This window comes from Paraliobacillus quinghaiensis (genome assembly GCF_003426025.1).
Taxonomy (GTDB): Bacteria; Bacillota; Bacilli; order Bacillales; family Amphibacillaceae; genus Paraliobacillus_A; species Paraliobacillus_A quinghaiensis.
On sequence record NZ_QJSH01000038.1, the window covers coordinates 1 to 19,357 of the forward strand.

Here is a 19,357-nt window from a genome sequence, read left to right on the forward strand (position 1 = left end):
CAGTCTTATACAACAAAACAAACAAATGGAAATATTGCAGTATTAGATAAACACATTAAACTCCCAAAACTGGGGCTTGTTCGTTATGCTAAAAGTCGAGAAGTAAAAGGTAGGATCTTGAATGTTACCGTTAGGCGAAACCCTTCTGGAAAATACTTTGTGTCTATAGTAACCGAAACACAAGTTAAAGCATTACCTAAAACAGGCTCAGCTATTGGAATAGACGTAGGCCTGAAAAATTTTGCTATTCTTTCTGATGGGACAATCTATTCTAATCCCAAGTTTTTCCGAACCTTGGAAGAAAAGTTAGCCAAAGCACAAAGGATTATGAGTAGACGCACAAAAGGTGGTGCAAATTGGAATAAAGCTAGAATTAAAGTAGCTCGTATCCATGAAAAAATTTCTAACGCACGAAAAGATTACTTAGATAAAATCTCTACTGAGATTGTCAAAAACCACGACGTGATCGGAATGGAAGATTTGTCAGTAAGTAATATGCTCAAAAATCACAACCTGGCAAAGGCAATAAGTGAAGTATCGTGGGCAGAATTTAAAGTAATGCTTGTATACAAATCCGAATGGTATGGCAAACAGGTTGTAACAGTTGCGAAGCATTTCCCATCGAGTCAGCTTTGCTCCTGTTGTGGCTATCAAAACAAAGACGTTAAAAATCTCGGATTACGTGAATGGGAATGCACGAAGTGCCATACCCATCTTGACCGCGATATTAACGCAGGAATCAATCTTAAAAATGAAGCCGTAAGACTTCTTAACCTCAGGACCTGAGGGGATCGCCTAATCAATTAGAAACCGGTAGGTTTCTGTACTTAGGAATCTCGGTACTTCAGTGCCGAGTAGTTCAAAGGGGGTAGTTTTGGCAGGGACACTTTTTTGTAACAGGACAATAGACAACAACTAAATTTCGGTTTGTGAGGGTACTTGAAAAGGGTTGGCCATTAATTAATACTATTTGAGTATATGGGGAGATGTTTGATTGTAATTGTCCGTCTTTACTCTTTAACTGATTATCAAAGTAATCTACTTTTACATTTTGATTAGGTATAATTTTTACCATCAGAAGTGCTCGGTATTGTGGAGGGTAAATGAAAGGAACCGGTGTATTCCCATCATAGTATCCAGTTATTTTATCTCCAATTGAAACTACCAGATTCATTTTCAACGGTCATTAATTTATAACAACCTTTATTTAAGGGGGGCTTGCGAAACCTATACCCTGTTTTTTGTAAGTCATTATTCTATATACTGTATGTGGGTAAGTACCTAAATGACTGGGTGAAGACCCATAAAGTTTATCTAGGTAAACACACAATCTGTTAGGTACAAGTTTATGGATAAATGACTAGTGAATAGGATGGTATAGAAAAGTTGATGATTGGTAGTCAACTATTTCAGAGTTTTGGGGATGGTTTTAGAATATTTATTTTGGAGTAAGTTTACGAGCAAATTTATTCGCATTTGCTTTTAGGAAAGAACATTAACAATTAAAGGAGGATGAAAATTGAATACTAATTATTATGATGAAAATTATTATGTATATAATTCAACAGATGAAAGATTTCTACCCGGTCTAGTTGGCTTTGGATTTCCATTTTTAACAGGATTAGCAGCGGGAGCAATATTAGCTCCAAGACCACGATATCCATATCCATACCCATATCCTTATCCACCTTACCCATACCCACCGCATCCTTATTACTGTTGCTAATATTAATCAAGAGTCTTGTATATAGGGACAAAGCTCTTGATTAAGTTGTTAACAACGCAAATTTTACTACACTAAAAGCAGTACGCTAAACGTATATGAAATATAAAGTGCCGACTTCAATAATTGGAAGTTGGTGTTTTTTTGATAAAAATTTATGTGCTTCTAACATGAATCCGGACCTAATAATAAGTTAAGTGCCTGGAAATGTGCCCTCCCGATCCCATTAAAATAGAAGTTTGACCCCCATATTCTAAATATCTATTAAAACCTAGTCCTCAACCTATACGAATAAAATTGCTTTTCATAAACTATTAAAAGTAGGGAAGGGGGGGATTTTAATGCCGTTTTTTGGACCCCGTTTTGTTCGTCCAGTACCAGTTTATCGTCGTGGATTTAGACGTGGATTTGGAGTTGGATTTGTACCAGGATATGTACGTGGGTTTCGTCGAGGAGTTAGACGTAGACCTTTTGGACCATTCTAAAAAAGTATTTTTGAATCACTTTTAAGATGACAGATCCTTCTTCATTTCAAGTAGAAGGATCTGTCACCCATCAAGCTTTTGTTTAATAATTACTGTTTTTATTCGATTGTTCAAATTCCTCAATGAAACTATTAAAAACTAAAGATATCTCATGATTAAATAACAAATACAAGATAGAACACATCTTGTATTTATGATGTGATATCTCCATTTAAATCCTCTCCAAAGGAACCCCCAAATTGTACTTCTTCCAAATTAACTATCTTGAAAAACACATAAATTTAAATATAGTTCTAAAGTGGTATAGACTTCCATACATATTAGTATTATCATTAAAAATGACATTGTAAGGGTTTTCAATAGGAGGTGTTATTTGGTTTATAATCCTACAATCATCAATAACTCCAAACTTAGACAAAGCGGGGTTTACACTTGTCTACCAGTGTTTATCAAGTAATAGTACTGTCTAAAATCGCAAATAATTAATAACCAAGATTACTTAAAGTTCAAATTAGCTAGCATTTTGGTATATACCACTCAACAAAGACAATTCTCATTATTCTTTAAAACTTCCACTAATAACTCTGGTAGTCTGAAAATTTAATTTAATAATCTCTAGGAGGAAATGCAATGAAAAAAATTACACTGGCACTTTTATCAGTCATCATGGTAGTTTCTCAGATTTTTGTTGTTGGAGCGGCAAAAAATGTTGACGCAGCTGAAGTTGATGGGGTATCTGATCTAGTGATTTTGCAGAATGTTCCTGAAGTTACCCCTGAAATCAATGAAAACAAAATTGACTTGCAGGCTATTAATGTTTATCAAGAAGGACATTTCATGTTGGTTTCTGAAGATCTGTCATGGAAGTCTTCTAACAAAACTGTTGCTAACGTCGATGAAACTGGTAAAGTTACTTTTTCAGGAAAAAATGGTAGAACTTTTATCACAGTTACAGACGGTGAATTCACCGATCGAATCGCACTAGATTTTAAAGTTAATCCTAAGAAAGCTAAATCAAAAGGAAAACCAACGCCACAACTAAAAGTAGTAAAGCAGTCTGGTGAGCGTTATGACATTATTACAAACGCGATTGAGGAAATGACTATTAAAGAAAAACTAGGTCAGATGTTAATGCCTGACTTTAGAAGTTGGAATGGTGAATACGTAACTGAAATGCTTCCTGAGATTGAGCAACTTGTAAAAGATTATGACCTTGGCGGAGTAATTCTGTTTAGAGAAAATGTTGTTACAACTGAGCAGACAGCAAAACTCGTATCCGCATATCAAGAGGCATCTGAAAAGTACGGATTGCTGTTAACAGTTGACCAAGAAGGCGGCATTGTGACGCGCTTGCAGTCAGGAACAGATATGCCTGGTAACATGGCATTAGGTGCTACTCGTTCTGAAGAAATAACGCGCAATGTAGGAAGGGTAATTGGTGAGGAATTAGAAGCACTTGGTATTAATATGAACCTCGCACCTGTTCTAGATGTTAATATCAACCCGGATAATCCAGTTATTGGAGTCCGCTCTTTCTCAGAGGATCCACAATTGGTTGCTGATTTAGGTGTTGCATATGTAGAGGGACTTCAAAGCACTGGTGTTGCTGCGACTGGAAAACACTTCCCTGGTCATGGTGATACTGCTGTTGACTCACACATTGGTTTACCAGAAGTACCACATGACATTGATCGTCTAAAAGAAGTGGAATTGTATCCTTTCCAAACAGCGATGGATGCTGGAATTGATGCAGTTATGACCGCACACGTCACATTTCCGAAAATAGACGATACGAAAGTCATTTCTAAAAAGGATGGAACTGAAATTGCACTTCCAGCAACTCTTTCTCATAAAGTATTAACTGGGTTAATGCGTGAAGAAATGGGTTATGACGGCTTAATCATCACAGATGCATTAAATATGGGAGCGATCCAAGATCACTTTGGACCAGTTGATGCTGCAATTCGTGCAGTAAAAGCTGGAACTGATGTTATACTTATGCCAGTTGGATTAGAATCAGTAGCGAACGGTCTATATGAAGCTGTTGAAACTGGCGAGATATCTGAATCTCGTATAGAAGAATCAGTTGAACGAATCCTTACTCTAAAAGTAAAACGTGGTATTATCAAGGAAGAAACGCCACTATCAATTGAAGAAAAAATTGCAAATGCACAAGAAGTAGTGGGGTCAGCAGAACATAAGCAAATTGAAAAAGAAGCTGCAGAACGTTCCGTTACACTTGTTAAAAATGACGACGTACTTCCATTACAGTTAAATCAGGAAGACAAAGTTGCTTTTGTTGGTGATAATTATGAGGCATGGCTAGTACCAGAAATACAAGCGCAACATGATAATATCATTTTTATTCAAGAGTCTAGCCCTTTGACTGATGCGCAGTTAGCACAATTAGATGGAGTAAAAGCAATTATCACTGGAACGTACAGTGTCTCTGAGTCATCAAGTGCTGCGAAAATGGTTAGGCAAATGGTTGACTATACTAATGCACCAGTAATTGCTATTGGTATCCGTAATCCATATGATATTATGGCATATCCCGAAGTTGATGCATATCTAGCGCAGTATGGCTTCAGAGATGCAAGTTTTACGGCAACTGTAGAAACAATTTTCGGTAAAAATATTCCAACCGGAAAACTACCAGTATCAATTCCTGGACTTTACGATTTCGGATATGGCTTAACTTACTAACTTAAATTAGAGCACGGGTATACAATAGATTTAGAAAATAAAAGTAGGACCCCTTTTATAAAAGAGGGGTCCTACTTTCTTATATTTATTTCAGAACTTCAAAGCGAGAAAGTGCATTTCTTTAGAGGTGGGAATCGCTTCTTTTTTGAATAAAAAAGGTAGATTGCAAGACATCTTCAGAGTGAATTTGAAAAATATAGTAAGTGTAAAGAGGTCAGCCCCTCATCGTAGACACTTGGCTCCTTATGAAGGGTCTGACTTCTTATGTCGAAATATAGGATGATAAATGGATTAATATGGTGTAACATGTAGTTGTAACATACTAATCCTTGAGGTGATTTCATGTTGAAAAAATTATTTAAAAAGAAAACAGATCTAGACGAATTATCCTCATCTACTATTGATGAAGTCGACGAAATCGAGATTGAAGTTGAAGAAGAACTAGTTTTTGATTTAAAAGATGAAGCAGAAGAAATGAATGCTGAAGACATCAAACAACATGAAGAGCATTTCTCAGAGGAAAAGTTTTGGGCTAAGATTCAAAAATTCTCTAAAAAAGCTGGAATTTCTGTAGTCTACGCCGTGCTGTTACTTTATTTCACACTACAAAAGCCAGATATACCATTAAAAGTTAAAGCTATCATTGTTGGGGCATTAGGATACTTTATTTTACCCCTAGATGCTATACCCGACATAGCAGCTGGTGTAGGATATGCTGATGACTTAAGTGTTGTAGTATTCGCTTTGTTTCAAGTAGCGTTATATATCGATGATGAAGTTAAAATGAAAGCCAAAGATAAACTAAAAGACTTATTCGGTGAGCATGTAGACACAAGTGAGATTGATGATAAATTAAATAGATAATACTATTATGAGTCTGTTTCCAAGGTTGTAGGAAACAGGCTTTATTTTTTTATTGTCATTCGTACCTTGAATAAAATATTTTTTAAAAAATACAGGATTTGGCAAGTAAATCTAGAAACTGTTCGTTATAATGTAGAAACGAGACATATAGTGAAGTAATGATTGATATGCATTGTGATAATAATATTTAAGAATCTGGAGTTGACATAATGGGAAAATGGATCCGACGCCTTATAATAATAGCTTGTGTGATTGCACTTATACCTAATATTTATTCGTTTTTTTCAAGCCTAACAAATGGTTTACCAGAGGGTATTAAAGAAAAAGTAAATAACGGAGATGCAGTACTTATTGATTTAGACAAAAAAATAAACCTAGAAAATGATGAGATTTCGTTTAAACACCTTGTAGTAGCAGAAGATGAAACGTCGTTGATTTTTGAGGTGCGCACCAATGAAAGTGGATGGTCATTTCCAGAAAATGCACTTGAATTAAGGGATAAACAAGGAAATACTTATCGAGGAACAGGTGGCTCTTCTTCAGGGCATACATGGGGACGGTATGCGATTAATCAATATGAACCTTTAAAAGCAGATGTAGAAACATTAGTAGTAGAGTTTGATTGGTTTGATCGGATGTTTCAAACAGAGTTTTCACTGGATCAGGGGGGATTGTAATGAATAAAGAAAAAATAAAAGCGATAATAGAATGGAGTTTAGCAATTCTATTAATCTTCATTGTTATAAAAGAATCCCCTTATATTAGTTATTATAAACTTTCACCAGAAGCAGCTTTTGAAAGATCTGAACGAACCTATTATTATGGCCCATCAGAGGTAGTAGAAAATGTAGAATTAGATGATGTTCAAATTTTCCTTTCAAAATATAAAGACTGGTTTTCAGCTACTTTAGTTAACAAATATGCGGGAATTTTTTGGGGTCCTGGTAGCGGTGTTGGTGGACTGGAAATTAAAGAGGACCAAGATATTACCCATTCTTGGGGAGGTACCTCCATTAATGAGGATTACATGTTGTGGCGATATTATGGTATTGTTACGAACCCAGAAATAAGTAAGGTAGAACTAGATGTTGCAGAAGGATATGGTTGGGATGAACAAATCCCTGTAGAAGATATTGTTACGTTAGATTATCAGTTAAAAGATCATCGCATGTTTTTATTCCATTGGAACAAAGTGGAAGATAACTATCTCAGTATTGCTTTACGAGGATTGAATAGTGATGGGGAAGTTATCTATAAAGAAGATGTGAGATGAGGCTGTTTGGAAGCGGGGGACGGTTCGCTGCTTCCTTATCTATGATTAAAAAAACGCCATGCCAAAAAAGGAGATTAACGGTTATGCCATTTGAAATAATTCGCAATGATATAACGAAAGTGAACGTAGATGTGATCGTCAATGCTGCAAATACCAGCCTGAAAATTGGCGGAGGCGTCTGTGGAGCTATATTTAAAGCTGCAGGGACAGAAAAGCTTAAAAAAGCATGTGACGAGATCGGTTATTGTCCAGTTGGAAAAGCCGTTATGACGGATGGATTTGATCTTCCGGCGAAATATATCATCCATACTCCAGGCCCAATGTGGGAAGGTGGCTCAGATGGTGAAGCGACTTTATTAAAAAGTTCCTACAAAAACGCTTTAAACCTAGCTTTAAAGCATAACTGTTCGTCCATCGCCTTTCCACTCATTTCAACTGGTATTTACGGTTATCCGAAAAGAGAAGCATTGAAAATTGCCGTTTCTACTATCAGCGACTTTCTTCTCAACAATGATATGTATGTATATCTTGTTGTGTTTGATAAGCAAGCGTTTGGGTTAAGTAAAAAGCTTCATGATTCGATTAAGGAATACATAGATGAGCATTATGTGAAAGAAGTGGAAGAGGTCTGTGAACGGAGACTACAAGAAAGTTTCGATCTACAATCTGAAGTCGTTCATTCCAATCAGTCTATCATAGATCTAGTTAACGATTTAGAGGAATCTTTTTCAGAAAGACTGGTTCGATTCATCGATGAAAAAGGAATGACTGATGTAGAGGCATATAAAAGAGCTAATGTGGACCGAAGATTGTTTTCCAAGATCCGAAATGAAGAGGGATATACGCCAAAAAAGAAAACCGTCATCGCGTTTGCCATTGCTCTAAATCTTGATGTAGAAGAGACAGATGAATTGTTGTCTACAGCTGGCTATACTTTATCGCGAAGCAACAAATTTGATGTAATCATTGAGTATTTTATTAAGGAAGAGACCTACAATATTTACGAAATTAATGAAGTATTGTTTAGCTTTGACCAACCACTTTTAGGCGCTTAAAAATGTCGCTTTCAAAGCGACCAAACCATTCGATCATCTTGTTATGCTTAATCCAGATAAGAAATGAATGGAGGATAATAAGATGGAAAAAGATCTGACAGAGTTAGTATTTATTTTAGATAAGAGTGGTTCGATGGCAGGGCTTGAGGCAGACACAATCGGTGGGTATAATGCCATGCTCAAGAAGCAACAAAAAGGAGAAGGCGAGGTCATCGTGACAACAGTATTGTTCGACCATGGATACGAACTATTGCATGACCGGATCGATATAAACGGAATCTCTCCTATTACAGAAGAGGATTATGAAGTGGGTGGCACAACAGCACTACTCGACGCCATTGGCTTTACAATTCAAAAAATGGCGAATGTCCAAAAGAAGACAAAACAGGAAGCACGTGCAGAAAAGGTGTTATTTGTTATCACAACGGATGGGATGGAAAATGCAAGCCGCGAATTTGCAGCTGCAAAAGTTAAAGAAATGGTTAAGCATCAAAAAGAGGAGTTTGGATGGGAATTCTTGTTTCTCGGTGCGAATATTGATGCGGTTTCAACAGCAGCCAATTTCGGAATTGACGAAGACTTTGCGGTAGATTACCATGCGGACAACGAAGGAACACAGGTAAACTATGAAGTATTAAATGAGGCTGTTATGAACTTTCGTGAAGAAAAGAAAATTGATTCCAACTGGAAACAAGAGATTGAGCAAGATTTCAATCGTCGCAAGGGAACTAAATAAAAGCGTAAAAGAAGCGTGGGACAGTTCTAAGTATTTCGGTTCAGAGGTAGAAAAATAAAATAGCAATCCTTTTAGCAAGCGAATTCGCATAGTAATTTGCTTGCCTTTTTTGTTGATACGACAATGATTGCTAGTATTTAATATCGAAAATAGCAACGGTTTTCGCATAGATACCAACAACAGAACAATAGCTATTGTCCAGACGTGGAAATGATGCTAAAACCATGGTCAAAACCCATGCTAATTGCATAACTAATTATAGGGATAGAGGGTTACAAGATTTTATGGTAAAATATAGATGTAGTGTTTGTGAAAGAATGTACTTAAACGAAGCAGAAGAGTTGAATTACAAATGGTAAACTAAATATACAGATAAAGATATTTTAAAGGGGAATAAAAAGGCTACATTATTTGTTTGGCTAATACTATTGGTTGTAGGTGGAATTGGTGGCATAGCTATTTGTAGTATTTTGTAGGTGAACGAAGTGTTTTCTGGCTATGCTGTAAGTTAGGAATGATAGTATCTTTATTAAGTGCAATTGAATTTAATGCACCGAGATAAAAAATAGTTGTTCAGCTCGGTTCTTCAACAAAGAGTTTTCCTACTATATAGGGGGTAAAAATGGTATCTATTGTTTACACAGTTATATTAATTGTTAGTTTTCTTTTTTTAGTGTGGAAAAAGGACGAAGCAGAATCTTATTTTCCATTAAAAATAATTGGATACTTTATATTAGGCTCATTTGCTTTTAATTTCAATCAAATTACAGTTCCTCTTGGGTTTATAGTGTACCTGTTATTTTTTCGACCTACGTTAAATGTAGATGTAAAACGAATGGCATCTATCTTTGGTGTTCTTGCATTTATACTGGTCCATTGGATTTTGCCATTTGCCATTCATGAATGGGAAAGCCGCCCAATATTTATCGAACATGAACTTGGTTCAGTATATACGATGAACTTTCAAGGTGAATATGGACTGATTAAGCAAGAATTAAAGCTAGAGAACCAAAATTTAAGGCTTGAGAATTTCGGAGTAGATTATGTTAAAGATGGTAGAATTACAGATTTAAGCTGGCAGCTACTCGGACAAAATGGCAATAGTTTTAATCTTTATCACATTCGATATGATATTAATAAGAGTAGTTATCGAGTTACGAATAGTCAGCCTGATACATGGCTCCAATACAATCGATTAATTGGTGCTGAGCATTTCTTTGAAAATCTTAACGTACTTGATATTAAAGATATCACTCATGCAAAGGGTGACTTTTCTTCTTATGTGATACGAAGTTCAGGAGAACGAATGAATTATGTAGTAGAAAATGAACCTCATTTTTTCTTATCCAATGGAGAAATACAATTATTAGATGATGAACAGTTACCAGTTGAAGCCTATTATATTTCAACATTCGCAATGAAGAAAACGGGAGAAAAAAGAAATGTTCAAGGAAATATAACACAAGAAAGCTTCGAAGGTACCGAATCATCTGATTATCTATTTGATGTAAAGTTTGGCGAGGAATGATAAAAATATAGATTGGACTTTTTTAACGTTTTTAATATCCATCTAAGATAATCTATCTGTCATGTGAATAAAAACACTTAAAGTAAAGGTGAGCGTTAGTTTAATAAGAAATCAAAAAAACGTTAAAAACGCAGAGGGAATAACCTCTGCGTTTTCTTGTGTGATTTTGTTGTCTAAATTTTTGGAATTTCCCTTGTTACTTCGCTTGTGATTTCGTGTTTCCACTTCATAACCGAACTACTTAGGACAGTACTTCGCTTCCTTTTGGTACTTCTATGTAGAGACTCATGGTGGAAACTTGTACATATGAAGTACTGATCCTGCACCTGTTAACTGGAATTTTTTACAAAATAATGATACTATTATTCTATTGTTTTAAAAATAGGACAATTCACTTACTTGTCGCTTTAACTAACTAGGAGGAATATGTATTGAAATCGCTTAAACGAATGCTTTATGAATTAACAATGGATAAAGATTTTGTTGCGTTAAAATTTTTAATTGATCGACCGAATGTGTTTCATGTAGCTGGTGCGACTCATCTCGAAACATGGCATTCGAGATTTTTATCGTGGCTTTTAAATCCGACAGAGAGGCATACGTTAGGCTATTATCCTTTTCAAAGATTTCTAATGGCTGTAGCAGAGTCGGCTGATGAAAATATTGATGATATTACCGATATTGCCATGCTAAATGTAAACCAATTCTGTAATCCTGAGGTAATAGCAGAAAAGGATATAAATAAACTAGATATAGATGAAGCAGAGGAAGAACTGGAGAAAAATGAGGACAAAGGAAGGCTTGATGTCTTTTTCAAGGTAAATATCGTTGATGAAAAAGAACATGCGAATCAACAAAAATTAATCCTCGCTGTCGAACAAAAGGTATATGCGAGAGTGGACGTAAATCAATGCGATAAATACTTACGAAAATTTGAAGAGACTTATAAAGACGAAAAGTTTCTACTTGTTGCATTAGTCCCGAAAAGCCAAATGAAAGAATCGAATGAAGCGACTTTTGGGAGTTCAAAATGGATTGGAATCGATTATCAGCAATTAGTAGACATCGTTCTAATGCCTTGCCTGGATAATCCGGACTTAAATATATATGCCAAATCCATTATTCAACAATATGTAGACGCGTTACGGATGCCTTACAAAAATAAACGTGAGAAACTAGCTACCATCGAAGAAGAACGAATTTTGGTTCGTTCCATATACGACCGATTTGAAGATGTTATTAAAGCTATTACGAAAATATCCAACGAAGACGACAGTGAAGAAAGAGACTATGTAGAGACAGTTGTAACAGAAACATACGGAGATGTTTTTAGAACGATTCGATGGGTCCTAGATGAAGAACATGATGTAGATGAAATATGGAATTTCTCTAGAAATATACAAAAAAGATGGGACGAGCTAACTATTATCATTACGTATGAAGGAAAGGAAACGGTAATAAATAACGAAAATGTTCCAGAACTCTGGACTAAGACATTACAATGGATTGAAGAACAAGGTCTCCAATTAAGACAACTCGTTGATGAAGGCATTATGCTTGGGAGTAGTGACGGTGGAAAACGGTACGCAATCGCGATGAAACCAGTCCATAGGAATTCAAGAGAATTTACTACTATTCGTGAGTACCAATCTATTATAACAGGCGAGATCTATTACATAGAAGCGAAGATTAATCCTGAAAGTGCTATGCTAACCATTGCTAAACTATTAAAGAAGCTAGGTGTTGGAGTTGAAACGCCGCTGTTAGTGAACAGTTGAATTTATTAGAAGGATGGAGATTGAATGCAACGGAGCGTTTATCTGTCGGTATGGTGTGGAAGCAGGTGACGGTTCGTTGCTTCCTTTTGGTACTTTTAATGGACAATTTTTTAAAAATAAAAGGGGGCAGATCCTCATGGTGGACACTTATCCATATGAAGGTTCAGACCCTCTTCGATTCTTATTTTTTACCGCGTAACCCCTATGGTAAAATGAATCTGTGGTTGAAAGGGTGAATGTTTTGGCTAAAAAAAAGAAAAAAAAGAAAAAATCGAAGCTAGAGATATCATTTTCCAAAGCTCCCATTCTTCTTTCCATTCTCTTACGAATGAGAGCTTCAATTAAGCTAACCGTTAATGGTCTCGATTCACGATATAATGCAAAAAGTGTTTTAAAAAAGGATTTTTAGGACTGATTTCTTCTAATAGCTCGAGTGCAATGCAGTAATGATCCCACATCTCCTTCTTGGCACCTTCCACGCCGAGAACTGAAACATACGTGGATTTATCATGGTCTGCATCATTTCCAATTGGTTTCCCTATTACACACTGATCCCCCTCAACATCAAGCAAATCATCCTTTATCTGAAATGCTATACCTGCATGATAAGCAAACTTTTTCCATGCAGCTACTTCAACATCACCTGCTTTAGCTAGAATAGAAGGGATGACGAGTGATGCTTCAAATCCAATCCCTGTTTTATAAAAGCACATCTGATTCAATTCTTTTAGACTTAATTGTTTTCCTTTAGCATCCAAATCCATCACTTGCCCCTTACACATATCCGCTGTTACTTTTGCAGTATATTGAATCAATTCAAGTACTACAGTTGAGTCAAATTGATTTAAGCGTGTTTGTTCTTCAATTGCCTTCTGCGTTAAAAAGAGTCCTGTCAATTCAGCGACTGCAACGTTGTGTACTTCGTGAAGAGTTGGATTTCCTCTTCGGAAGTTAGCATTATCTTGCGATGGTAAATCATCGAAAATTAGTGATGCCGTATGCATATATTCTAGAGATTTCAGTAAAGGTACGATGGCAGACTCTGCTAAACCGAATTCTTTTACACCCATTATCCACGTCATAATCGGCCTTAACCTTTTCCCATCACCTTCTAAACTATAATTTGCTCCCTCAACAATACTATCAACAGGTAATGCACTAGTTTTAGCAATAGGTAAATAATTGTTTATTTGTCCACGCACATGTTCGATAGTATCTAAAAACGCTTCCTGTTCCCTCGATTGTTTTTTAAACTTAGAATAATATGATCTCGAAGTAATTTATCGAAAAAATCCACATCATCCGCTTTTTTGACCATCTGTTGAATAACATGGTTAAACCTAGGATGTCCTGAAGAAAACAATTGCATCACTTCGTTGTATGCTTTACTTCCCATTCTATTTTTATAGCGTTTTAACCCATTGATTGCTCGGTCTAAAATGACTTCACATGTCTTTAGATCGGAGTGATATACATCGTGGATTAAATGAGCGATTACCGCCCAATATAGCTCAAACGGGTTAATCAGATCCGATCGACTCTCATGATAGGTCATATAATATGTGTAAGGCGTTACCGCTCCTTCATCTAAATCATCAAACATATCGGTAAAGTCATCTGCTAACTGATTGTATATACCATAATAAAACGTGCGTTGGTCAAATCCTTCATCTTGTTCTGCACTTATCACCGAACGAATGATTAATCTAGAAGAAGCTGACTTTAAGATGACTGGTATAAAAAGCTCTTCATTCGTGTAATTCGGATTAGATAAATCTTTATCACGATCTACTTCCTGTGCTTGAAAGAAGACGTAGGCTTGTTCAAAAAACGCATCAATCGTCTCTGGATGTTGATGCATCTTAATATATTCAAAGGCTTCTTTTAGTTCTGAATGAATAAATGGAATGAGTTCTTTATTCTTTCCTATCCAATTGCCCAACTCTGGCACATTTCTTGTTATTAATGATGTACGTATTAAATCAGAATATCGCTTTTCTTCTTGTTTAGTAAGGACATTGGCATCCAAAAGATCATCAATAAATGGATACGTGAGGCCATACGAATAGCCTAATCGAATTGCCTCATCCAATTTTTTCGAACGCGCTTCTCCTGTTATAGAATCATCCATTTCTTCAACAGCGTGCATAACGACTCCAGCAATCGTTTTAATCAATTTACGTTGTGCATGGTCTGCATCCATCCCGCTAGGAATATGATCAGCTACTCGCTTTAGTTTGTTGAGCACCCAAATCGTAGCTGACTCTAATCCTTCCTTTTGAGCCCAACGATACAAACCTACCTGATTAAGACTCTCATTCTTGTTGTTTCCAAGTTCTGTTAGCATATGCTCTTTTATATTCTCCACAGCACGCTCAATACTTAACTGTGTCTCAGTTTCATCGAGTGCCTTTCCTAAATCTCTCATATATATATAGGCAATACTTCGTTCAAGGTAATGATCAAGTTTACCTGTTTTATTCAACCATTGCATATACGCATGATAACCTAGCCTTTCCGCTTTTTTTTGTCTGCGAGAAAACGGGGCGCGTAATAAATGATGCCGAATATGGTTTTGTTTCCAAGTGTGAAAGTCTTCTGTAAGAGTAGGGACATACGTCTTCTGCATCACTTGATGATATAACGCTTCAAAGTACCTTGTGGCCTTCTCTTCAGCGGGTCGGTAGTACAACTCTATATGTGTGACAATCGGTAGATTCATTATACATAACCTCATTTTATGATGTAGATTTTTGTAATACAAAATACGAAATAACTTATGTATTTGTTTCAATTTATTCTCTTTCGCTACCCACTATTCTAACATTATATTAATCTTTGGAAGGGATATTCATAGGCTATACAGCATTTCGCCACATGGGGCTGGATTCGGGAAAGCAGCGGATGGGTTTTCTTATTCAACACTAGGGGTACATAAAAAGAAAGGCTATATTACCTTTAAAGGGGGCGTGTTAAATGGAGGAACAAAATAGATTTTTAGGATTAATTGGTGGAAAGAATATTTTTTACATATTAGCTTTTTTCATTTTGGTTGGCATTACTATTTATATTTATACTCAAATTTCTTTTATCTTTTATCCACTTGAGGTCATTTTATCTACCATAGCACCACCAGTAATTTTAGCATTCATTGCTTACTATTTATTAAATCCAGTTGTAGACTTGCTTGAGAAATTGAAGATTAAAAGAATTTGGGGAGTTATCATTCTTATTCTCGGGATAAGTGGTGCCTTAACTGGAATTATCTTGTTATCTGCTCCAGCTATCGAAGCGCAGATAAAAGATTTAGTTCAAACGTTTCCAAACTACTTAAAACAGCTTGGAGATAGCATGACAAATTGGGTGCAGAATTCTTTTTTAGGTCCTTATTATGATGAGGGTTATAACTGGGTAATGGAGAGATTAGGCGAATTACCACAATTAATTGGAACTTATATCTCTAATGGTTTTCAAGGGATACAGAGTATTGCTAGTACAATTACAAATACAATTGTATCTATTGTAACCTTTCCATTTATTTTATTTTTCTTATTAAAGGATGGTAAAAGGTTTCAACATTATACTATTAAATTATTTCCACCGAAATTTAGAGATGACACCAAGCAAATCTTAACTAATATCGATACGCAAGTTGGTTCTTATATCCAAGGTCAGATTATTGTCGCATCCGTGATTGGTATTCTATTATTCATAGGTTATCTAATCATAGGACTTGATTATGCATTCATATTGGCTATTGTCGCAGCAGTGACAAGTGTTGTTCCTTATTTAGGACCAACTATTGCTATTATTCCAGCTGCCATTATTGCAATTGTCAGCTCGCCATTTATGTTGCTGAAGCTAGCAATTGTATGGATTGCAGTGCAATTTTTAGAAGGGAATTTTGTCTCTCCAAACATCATGGGTAAAACGATGGAAATTCACCCATTAACAATTATTCTTGTGTTATTGATCGCAGGTAATTTATTTGGGGTTATTGGTGTGATACTTGGTATTCCAGGCTATGCGATCGTAAAAGTAATTGGCGCCTATATTTTCTATAAGTTTAAGAAACGATATAACAAGTATTATGGGGAAGACCGCGGATATTATGAAATGGAAGAATAGTTGATATCATAATAAAAGCAGTACTGTCTGCGTTTTTGGATAATAAGAAAAGCCGGCTGGTTCACATAAGTAATTACGTTTTGGTGGAGAAAAAAATAAATAACAAGCAAAGTAGAGTGCATAATCGCAATGGTTTTAGCACTCTATTTTTTATTGCATCAACTTCGAACTTAAATATTCATCTGAAATAACATAGCAAATCAGACCTCAATTAGCATTATGACAGTAGCTGTCAACGTAATAATTGCTGCGTTAATTAATATGCTGTTTGCCTTACTTATTTTAATAAAATAAATAGGTGATTGTTATTTTATGTTAAAATAACTGTAGAGTTTGTGAATAATCATACTTAAAAAGCAGGTTAGTCTAAACTGGCTACAAAATATTTTCAGGTTATTTATTAAATTTAGGTGGGAGGTAATTTCTTTTTCTTATGAGGAATAAAATATTTGCTACTTTATTTTTAACCACTGTTTTTGTTTTATTATTAGGAGGATGTGCATCATCTAACATAATTCCTGCATTAAAAGGTGGCTATCAAAGTGAAATTGTAGATGGGGAATTTGTTCAAATGTCATTTCAACCAGATAATAATAGTTTTATAGAATACATTAGTAACAGGGAAGTCGATAAAGGAACTTTTGAAGAATTGAAAAATGGTTTGTATAAAATTACTGGCGATATGCAAGAATTTGAAATTACATTAAATAGTGACAACTCCTTTGATCTTATCGTAAAGGGACTTAATCAAGGTAAACCAATTAGAATGAAAAATATTGATGACATCCCTGTATATTTTTCAACAAAATTTAATGATGTAGACGAATATAAATCTTTATTAGAAGATTAAGTGCATCTATTCCTTTGATTATATTGATAATGATTTGTGAACAAATTTTGAATTTAACACTGTAATTAAATACTCTAATAAAGGCGATATTTTAGTCGTTATCGAAAAAAAATCAGCAATTGCTTATCAGCGTATGAGTATATCTTTATGATGTAATGTTAGTACAAGGTGGTGTTATTGATATTAGTTTTTAATATATAGATAGACTAGTTGAGGTTAATTTTTACTAGCAGGTGGCTTTAGTTGAACAGCTTAGAATAACGCAGTAAGAAAAAAGGGTGGGATACAGATGGAAAAATTTAAGGTTCTTTTATTATCTATTATCACAATTACATTACTGTACATTGCCTATATACTCCCCCAATTGTAAGAAGAGAGGGGTTGGAGATATTCCACTAAAGGGAGCTTTAGTGGAACAAGGAGCTGTTATTTTCCAGGCTGCTATTGCTTAATGAGCTAACGAAGTAGGATTATTAAATAATGGCGACTTTAGGTTTAATGACTTTGTACAACTAAAAATATGAGTAAATAGGAAGGAGATAAGAATGAGGAAAAGAGAAATTTTAGCATTATCAGCATTAACATTTTCTATGGGGGTTATTTTGGGATTTTTAATTTCACCAGCGAAGAATGGATTTGGCAATAATGCTGGTAATACCATACATAATAACTATTATAAAGAGCCTTCAACAGAAGACAAATCATAATTTTCTTAACAGTATCTTATATCATGTCGGAGAATTTGTGAAATAATGTACTACACTAAAGAAGCGCGTTTGTTTAATAAAGAAATATCAATTTTAACTTATTATCTGTAATCATATAGGGAGAGTTTTTTAATGAAAAAAAACACGTATGATGGTTATTTTTGGCAAGATAAACTTGTCCGTTTACGTTCAATGGAACAAGGGGATTGGGAAAGTCACTATTACAATCGTTTTGATACATCTGCAAGACGTTTATTAAATTATGAAGTTGAACTGCCACCGACAAGAAGTGAAGCTGAAAATATGATAGAAAATTTTATAGATTTTAAGCAAGAAACTGGACGCATAATGTTTACTATTGAAACCATTAATGGTGAAAATGTAGGAGGCATTAATTTAAATAGTATAGATGAAAAAAACGGGACATTTAGTATAGGGATGCAAATAGATCGTGATCACCGAGGAAAAGGATATGGAACAGCTGCTATGTGCATTTTATTGCGCTATGCTTTCTTGGAGAGAAGATTAAACAAGTATTATGGTTCTGTACTAGATGGAAATATTGCCTCAGCAACAATGCTAAAGAAACTCGGTTGTTTACAAGAAGGAGTGCGAAGACAAATGGTTTATAGTGACGGAAGATACATTGATGAAATTTTATTTGGGTTAACTAAGGATGAATTCAATAGTGAATTAAATTAGTACTATTCATTTGTTATCAAGTTAATAACACGTTTAGTATTACCTTTATATATTTTTCTTGTTTATTCAAGTAACGGGGCCAAATAATGAATAAGAAGTTGACGGTCTGACAGCTCTTATTGAGAGGGAGTTGTAAAAGACGGGGTTTTAGTTTTTTATAAATCAAATAATGTAATTGATGCAAGAGTCCCTTTGTTTTCGAGTGGAATTAGATTAGAAAACTTACTGTAGTAATACGAAATGGTGCTTTAGTGGAACAAGAAGTTGCTGATTCCGCAGCACCAATTGTTTATTGCGCTACCTGACAGTTTAGTGCAGCAAGAAAAAATTAAAAAGTGGAGGTTTATTATGTTTGTAATGATTGCGTTTTCAATGTTGTTAGTTATTTTTGGATTGTCAAAGTTCTTCTCTGTAAAGCGTCCTCTAACTCTTACGCTAATTGTTGGTTTAGTGATTTCAACAATATCTACAATTAGTCTGTGGTTGAACTATAAAGGGAGCTTCGGTGAACAAGATGGGATTGCAATTTCAAATAAAATAAGCTATTGGATAATAACCGACGGAACTAGATGGTCTCAGGATTTATTTATGGATTATTTCATTTATGCGTTTGTTGTTAGTATACTTATAGTTTTGTTAATGTTAATTAGTTTTCTCGCGAATAAGAGGACGAGAATAGCATAATTACTTTTCAACAAACGGTGGCCGCTCGACAAGTTCTGCTATAAGCGCTTCAAGTGTGAAAGGCAGAAGATAAACATATTTATCTTAACTTTATAACTGAGAATGGGAATGATAGATCCATGTTTCTTGAAACCATTC

General features: G+C 35.2%; 17 protein-coding genes and 1 pseudogene. 17 read left to right on the forward strand and 1 reads right to left on the reverse strand.

From position 1 onward, the window contains the following. The 12 genes from tnpB to D2K40_RS15300 all read left to right on the forward strand — a co-directional run. The coding region (gene tnpB, locus D2K40_RS15245) for an IS200/IS605 family element RNA-guided endonuclease TnpB (protein ID WP_162879242.1) at positions 1-786 on the forward strand (786 nt) is incomplete at its 5' end. Between the two features lie 733 nt (positions 787-1,519). Then, positions 1,520-1,726, forward strand: a complete 207-nt coding sequence (locus D2K40_RS15255) for a hypothetical protein (RefSeq protein ID WP_117157204.1) — start codon at positions 1,520-1,522, stop codon at positions 1,724-1,726. Between the two features lie 338 nt (positions 1,727-2,064). Beyond that, the gene (locus tag D2K40_RS16485) at positions 2,065-2,208 is read left to right on the forward strand and encodes a hypothetical protein (RefSeq protein ID WP_162879243.1); all 144 of its coding nucleotides are present in this window, start codon (positions 2,065-2,067) and stop codon (positions 2,206-2,208) included. 630 nt (positions 2,209-2,838) lie between these two features. Then, a complete protein-coding gene (locus D2K40_RS15260; RefSeq protein WP_117157205.1) occupies positions 2,839-4,914 on the forward strand; it encodes a glycoside hydrolase family 3 protein in 2,076 nt (691 codons plus the stop codon). Positions 4,915-5,256: 342 nt separating this feature from the next. Next, positions 5,257-5,778: a YkvA family protein gene (locus D2K40_RS15265; protein ID WP_117157206.1), complete on the forward strand. Its 522-nt coding sequence runs from the start codon at positions 5,257-5,259 to the stop codon at positions 5,776-5,778. A 209-nt stretch (positions 5,779-5,987) separates the two neighbouring features. After that, complete coding sequence (locus D2K40_RS15270) at positions 5,988-6,455, forward strand: DUF5643 domain-containing protein (protein ID WP_117157207.1); 468 nt, start codon at positions 5,988-5,990, stop codon at positions 6,453-6,455. Continuing rightward, positions 6,455-7,051 (forward strand): DUF5044 domain-containing protein, encoded by a 597-nt coding sequence (locus D2K40_RS15275; protein ID WP_117157208.1) that lies wholly within the window; start codon positions 6,455-6,457, stop codon positions 7,049-7,051. Before D2K40_RS15270 ends, D2K40_RS15275 begins: the two co-directional genes overlap by 1 nt. Positions 7,052-7,134: 83 nt before the next feature. Further along, the gene (locus D2K40_RS15280) at positions 7,135-8,106 is read left to right on the forward strand and encodes a macro domain-containing protein (RefSeq protein WP_117157209.1); all 972 of its coding nucleotides are present in this window, start codon (positions 7,135-7,137) and stop codon (positions 8,104-8,106) included. A gap of 82 nt (positions 8,107-8,188) precedes the next feature. After that, positions 8,189-8,842 (forward strand): vWA domain-containing protein, encoded by a 654-nt coding sequence (locus tag D2K40_RS15285; protein WP_117157210.1) that lies wholly within the window; start codon positions 8,189-8,191, stop codon positions 8,840-8,842. 622 nt (positions 8,843-9,464) lie between these two features. Then, positions 9,465-10,370 carry a hypothetical protein gene (locus D2K40_RS15290; RefSeq protein ID WP_117157211.1) on the forward strand — a complete coding sequence of 302 codons (906 nt, stop codon included), beginning with the start codon at positions 9,465-9,467 and terminating at the stop codon, positions 10,368-10,370. 431 nt (positions 10,371-10,801) lie between these two features. Further along, positions 10,802-12,148: a PD-(D/E)XK nuclease family protein gene (locus D2K40_RS15295; protein ID WP_117157212.1), complete on the forward strand. Its 1,347-nt coding sequence runs from the start codon at positions 10,802-10,804 to the stop codon at positions 12,146-12,148. Positions 12,149-12,168: 20 nt separating this feature from the next. Continuing rightward, positions 12,169-12,384, forward strand: a complete 216-nt coding sequence (locus D2K40_RS15300) for a hypothetical protein (RefSeq protein ID WP_117157213.1) — start codon at positions 12,169-12,171, stop codon at positions 12,382-12,384. 117 nt (positions 12,385-12,501) lie between these two features. Here D2K40_RS15300 and D2K40_RS15305 read toward each other — a convergent pair. Then, positions 12,502-14,870, reverse strand: a pseudogene (locus tag D2K40_RS15305) (polyprenyl synthetase family protein). 254 nt (positions 14,871-15,124) lie between these two features. On the opposite strand from D2K40_RS15305, the gene D2K40_RS15310 reads away from it, so the two are divergent. The 5 genes from D2K40_RS15310 to D2K40_RS15325 all read left to right on the forward strand — a co-directional run bounded on the left by D2K40_RS15310 (position 15,125) and on the right by D2K40_RS15325 (position 19,219). Further along, positions 15,125-16,276 carry an AI-2E family transporter gene (locus D2K40_RS15310; RefSeq protein ID WP_117157214.1) on the forward strand — a complete coding sequence of 384 codons (1,152 nt, stop codon included), beginning with the start codon at positions 15,125-15,127 and terminating at the stop codon, positions 16,274-16,276. Positions 16,277-16,709: 433 nt separating this feature from the next. Next, positions 16,710-17,126 (forward strand): hypothetical protein, encoded by a 417-nt coding sequence (locus tag D2K40_RS15315; RefSeq protein WP_117157215.1) that lies wholly within the window; start codon positions 16,710-16,712, stop codon positions 17,124-17,126. 545 nt (positions 17,127-17,671) lie between these two features. Next, positions 17,672-17,833 carry a hypothetical protein gene (locus D2K40_RS16490; RefSeq protein WP_162879244.1) on the forward strand — a complete coding sequence of 54 codons (162 nt, stop codon included), beginning with the start codon at positions 17,672-17,674 and terminating at the stop codon, positions 17,831-17,833. Positions 17,834-17,965: 132 nt separating this feature from the next. Further along, on the forward strand, positions 17,966-18,535 hold the full coding sequence (locus D2K40_RS15320) for a GNAT family N-acetyltransferase (RefSeq protein ID WP_117157216.1): 570 nt from the start codon (positions 17,966-17,968) through the stop codon (positions 18,533-18,535). A gap of 348 nt (positions 18,536-18,883) precedes the next feature. Continuing rightward, the gene (locus D2K40_RS15325; protein ID WP_117157217.1) at positions 18,884-19,219 is read left to right on the forward strand and encodes a hypothetical protein; all 336 of its coding nucleotides are present in this window, start codon (positions 18,884-18,886) and stop codon (positions 19,217-19,219) included. The last annotated feature ends 138 nt before the right edge of the window (positions 19,220-19,357 follow it).

Coding starts and splice junctions, on each gene's coding strand:
- D2K40_RS16485 (WP_162879243.1), top strand. CDS start 2,065: ATGCCGTTTTTTGGACCCCGTTTTGTTCGTCCAGTACCAGTTTATCGT.
- D2K40_RS15260 (WP_117157205.1), top strand. CDS start 2,839: ATGAAAAAAATTACACTGGCACTTTTATCAGTCATCATGGTAGTTTCT.
- D2K40_RS15265 (WP_117157206.1), top strand. CDS start 5,257: ATGTTGAAAAAATTATTTAAAAAGAAAACAGATCTAGACGAATTATCC.
- D2K40_RS15270 (WP_117157207.1), top strand. CDS start 5,988: ATGGGAAAATGGATCCGACGCCTTATAATAATAGCTTGTGTGATTGCA.
- D2K40_RS15275 (WP_117157208.1), top strand. CDS start 6,455: ATGAATAAAGAAAAAATAAAAGCGATAATAGAATGGAGTTTAGCAATT.
- D2K40_RS15280 (WP_117157209.1), top strand. CDS start 7,135: ATGCCATTTGAAATAATTCGCAATGATATAACGAAAGTGAACGTAGAT.
- D2K40_RS15285 (WP_117157210.1), top strand. CDS start 8,189: ATGGAAAAAGATCTGACAGAGTTAGTATTTATTTTAGATAAGAGTGGT.
- D2K40_RS15290 (WP_117157211.1), top strand. CDS start 9,465: ATGGTATCTATTGTTTACACAGTTATATTAATTGTTAGTTTTCTTTTT.
- D2K40_RS15310 (WP_117157214.1), top strand. CDS start 15,125: ATGGAGGAACAAAATAGATTTTTAGGATTAATTGGTGGAAAGAATATT.
- D2K40_RS15315 (WP_117157215.1), top strand. CDS start 16,710: ATGAGGAATAAAATATTTGCTACTTTATTTTTAACCACTGTTTTTGTT.
- D2K40_RS16490 (WP_162879244.1), top strand. CDS start 17,672: ATGAGGAAAAGAGAAATTTTAGCATTATCAGCATTAACATTTTCTATG.
- D2K40_RS15320 (WP_117157216.1), top strand. CDS start 17,966: ATGAAAAAAAACACGTATGATGGTTATTTTTGGCAAGATAAACTTGTC.
- D2K40_RS15325 (WP_117157217.1), top strand. CDS start 18,884: ATGTTTGTAATGATTGCGTTTTCAATGTTGTTAGTTATTTTTGGATTG.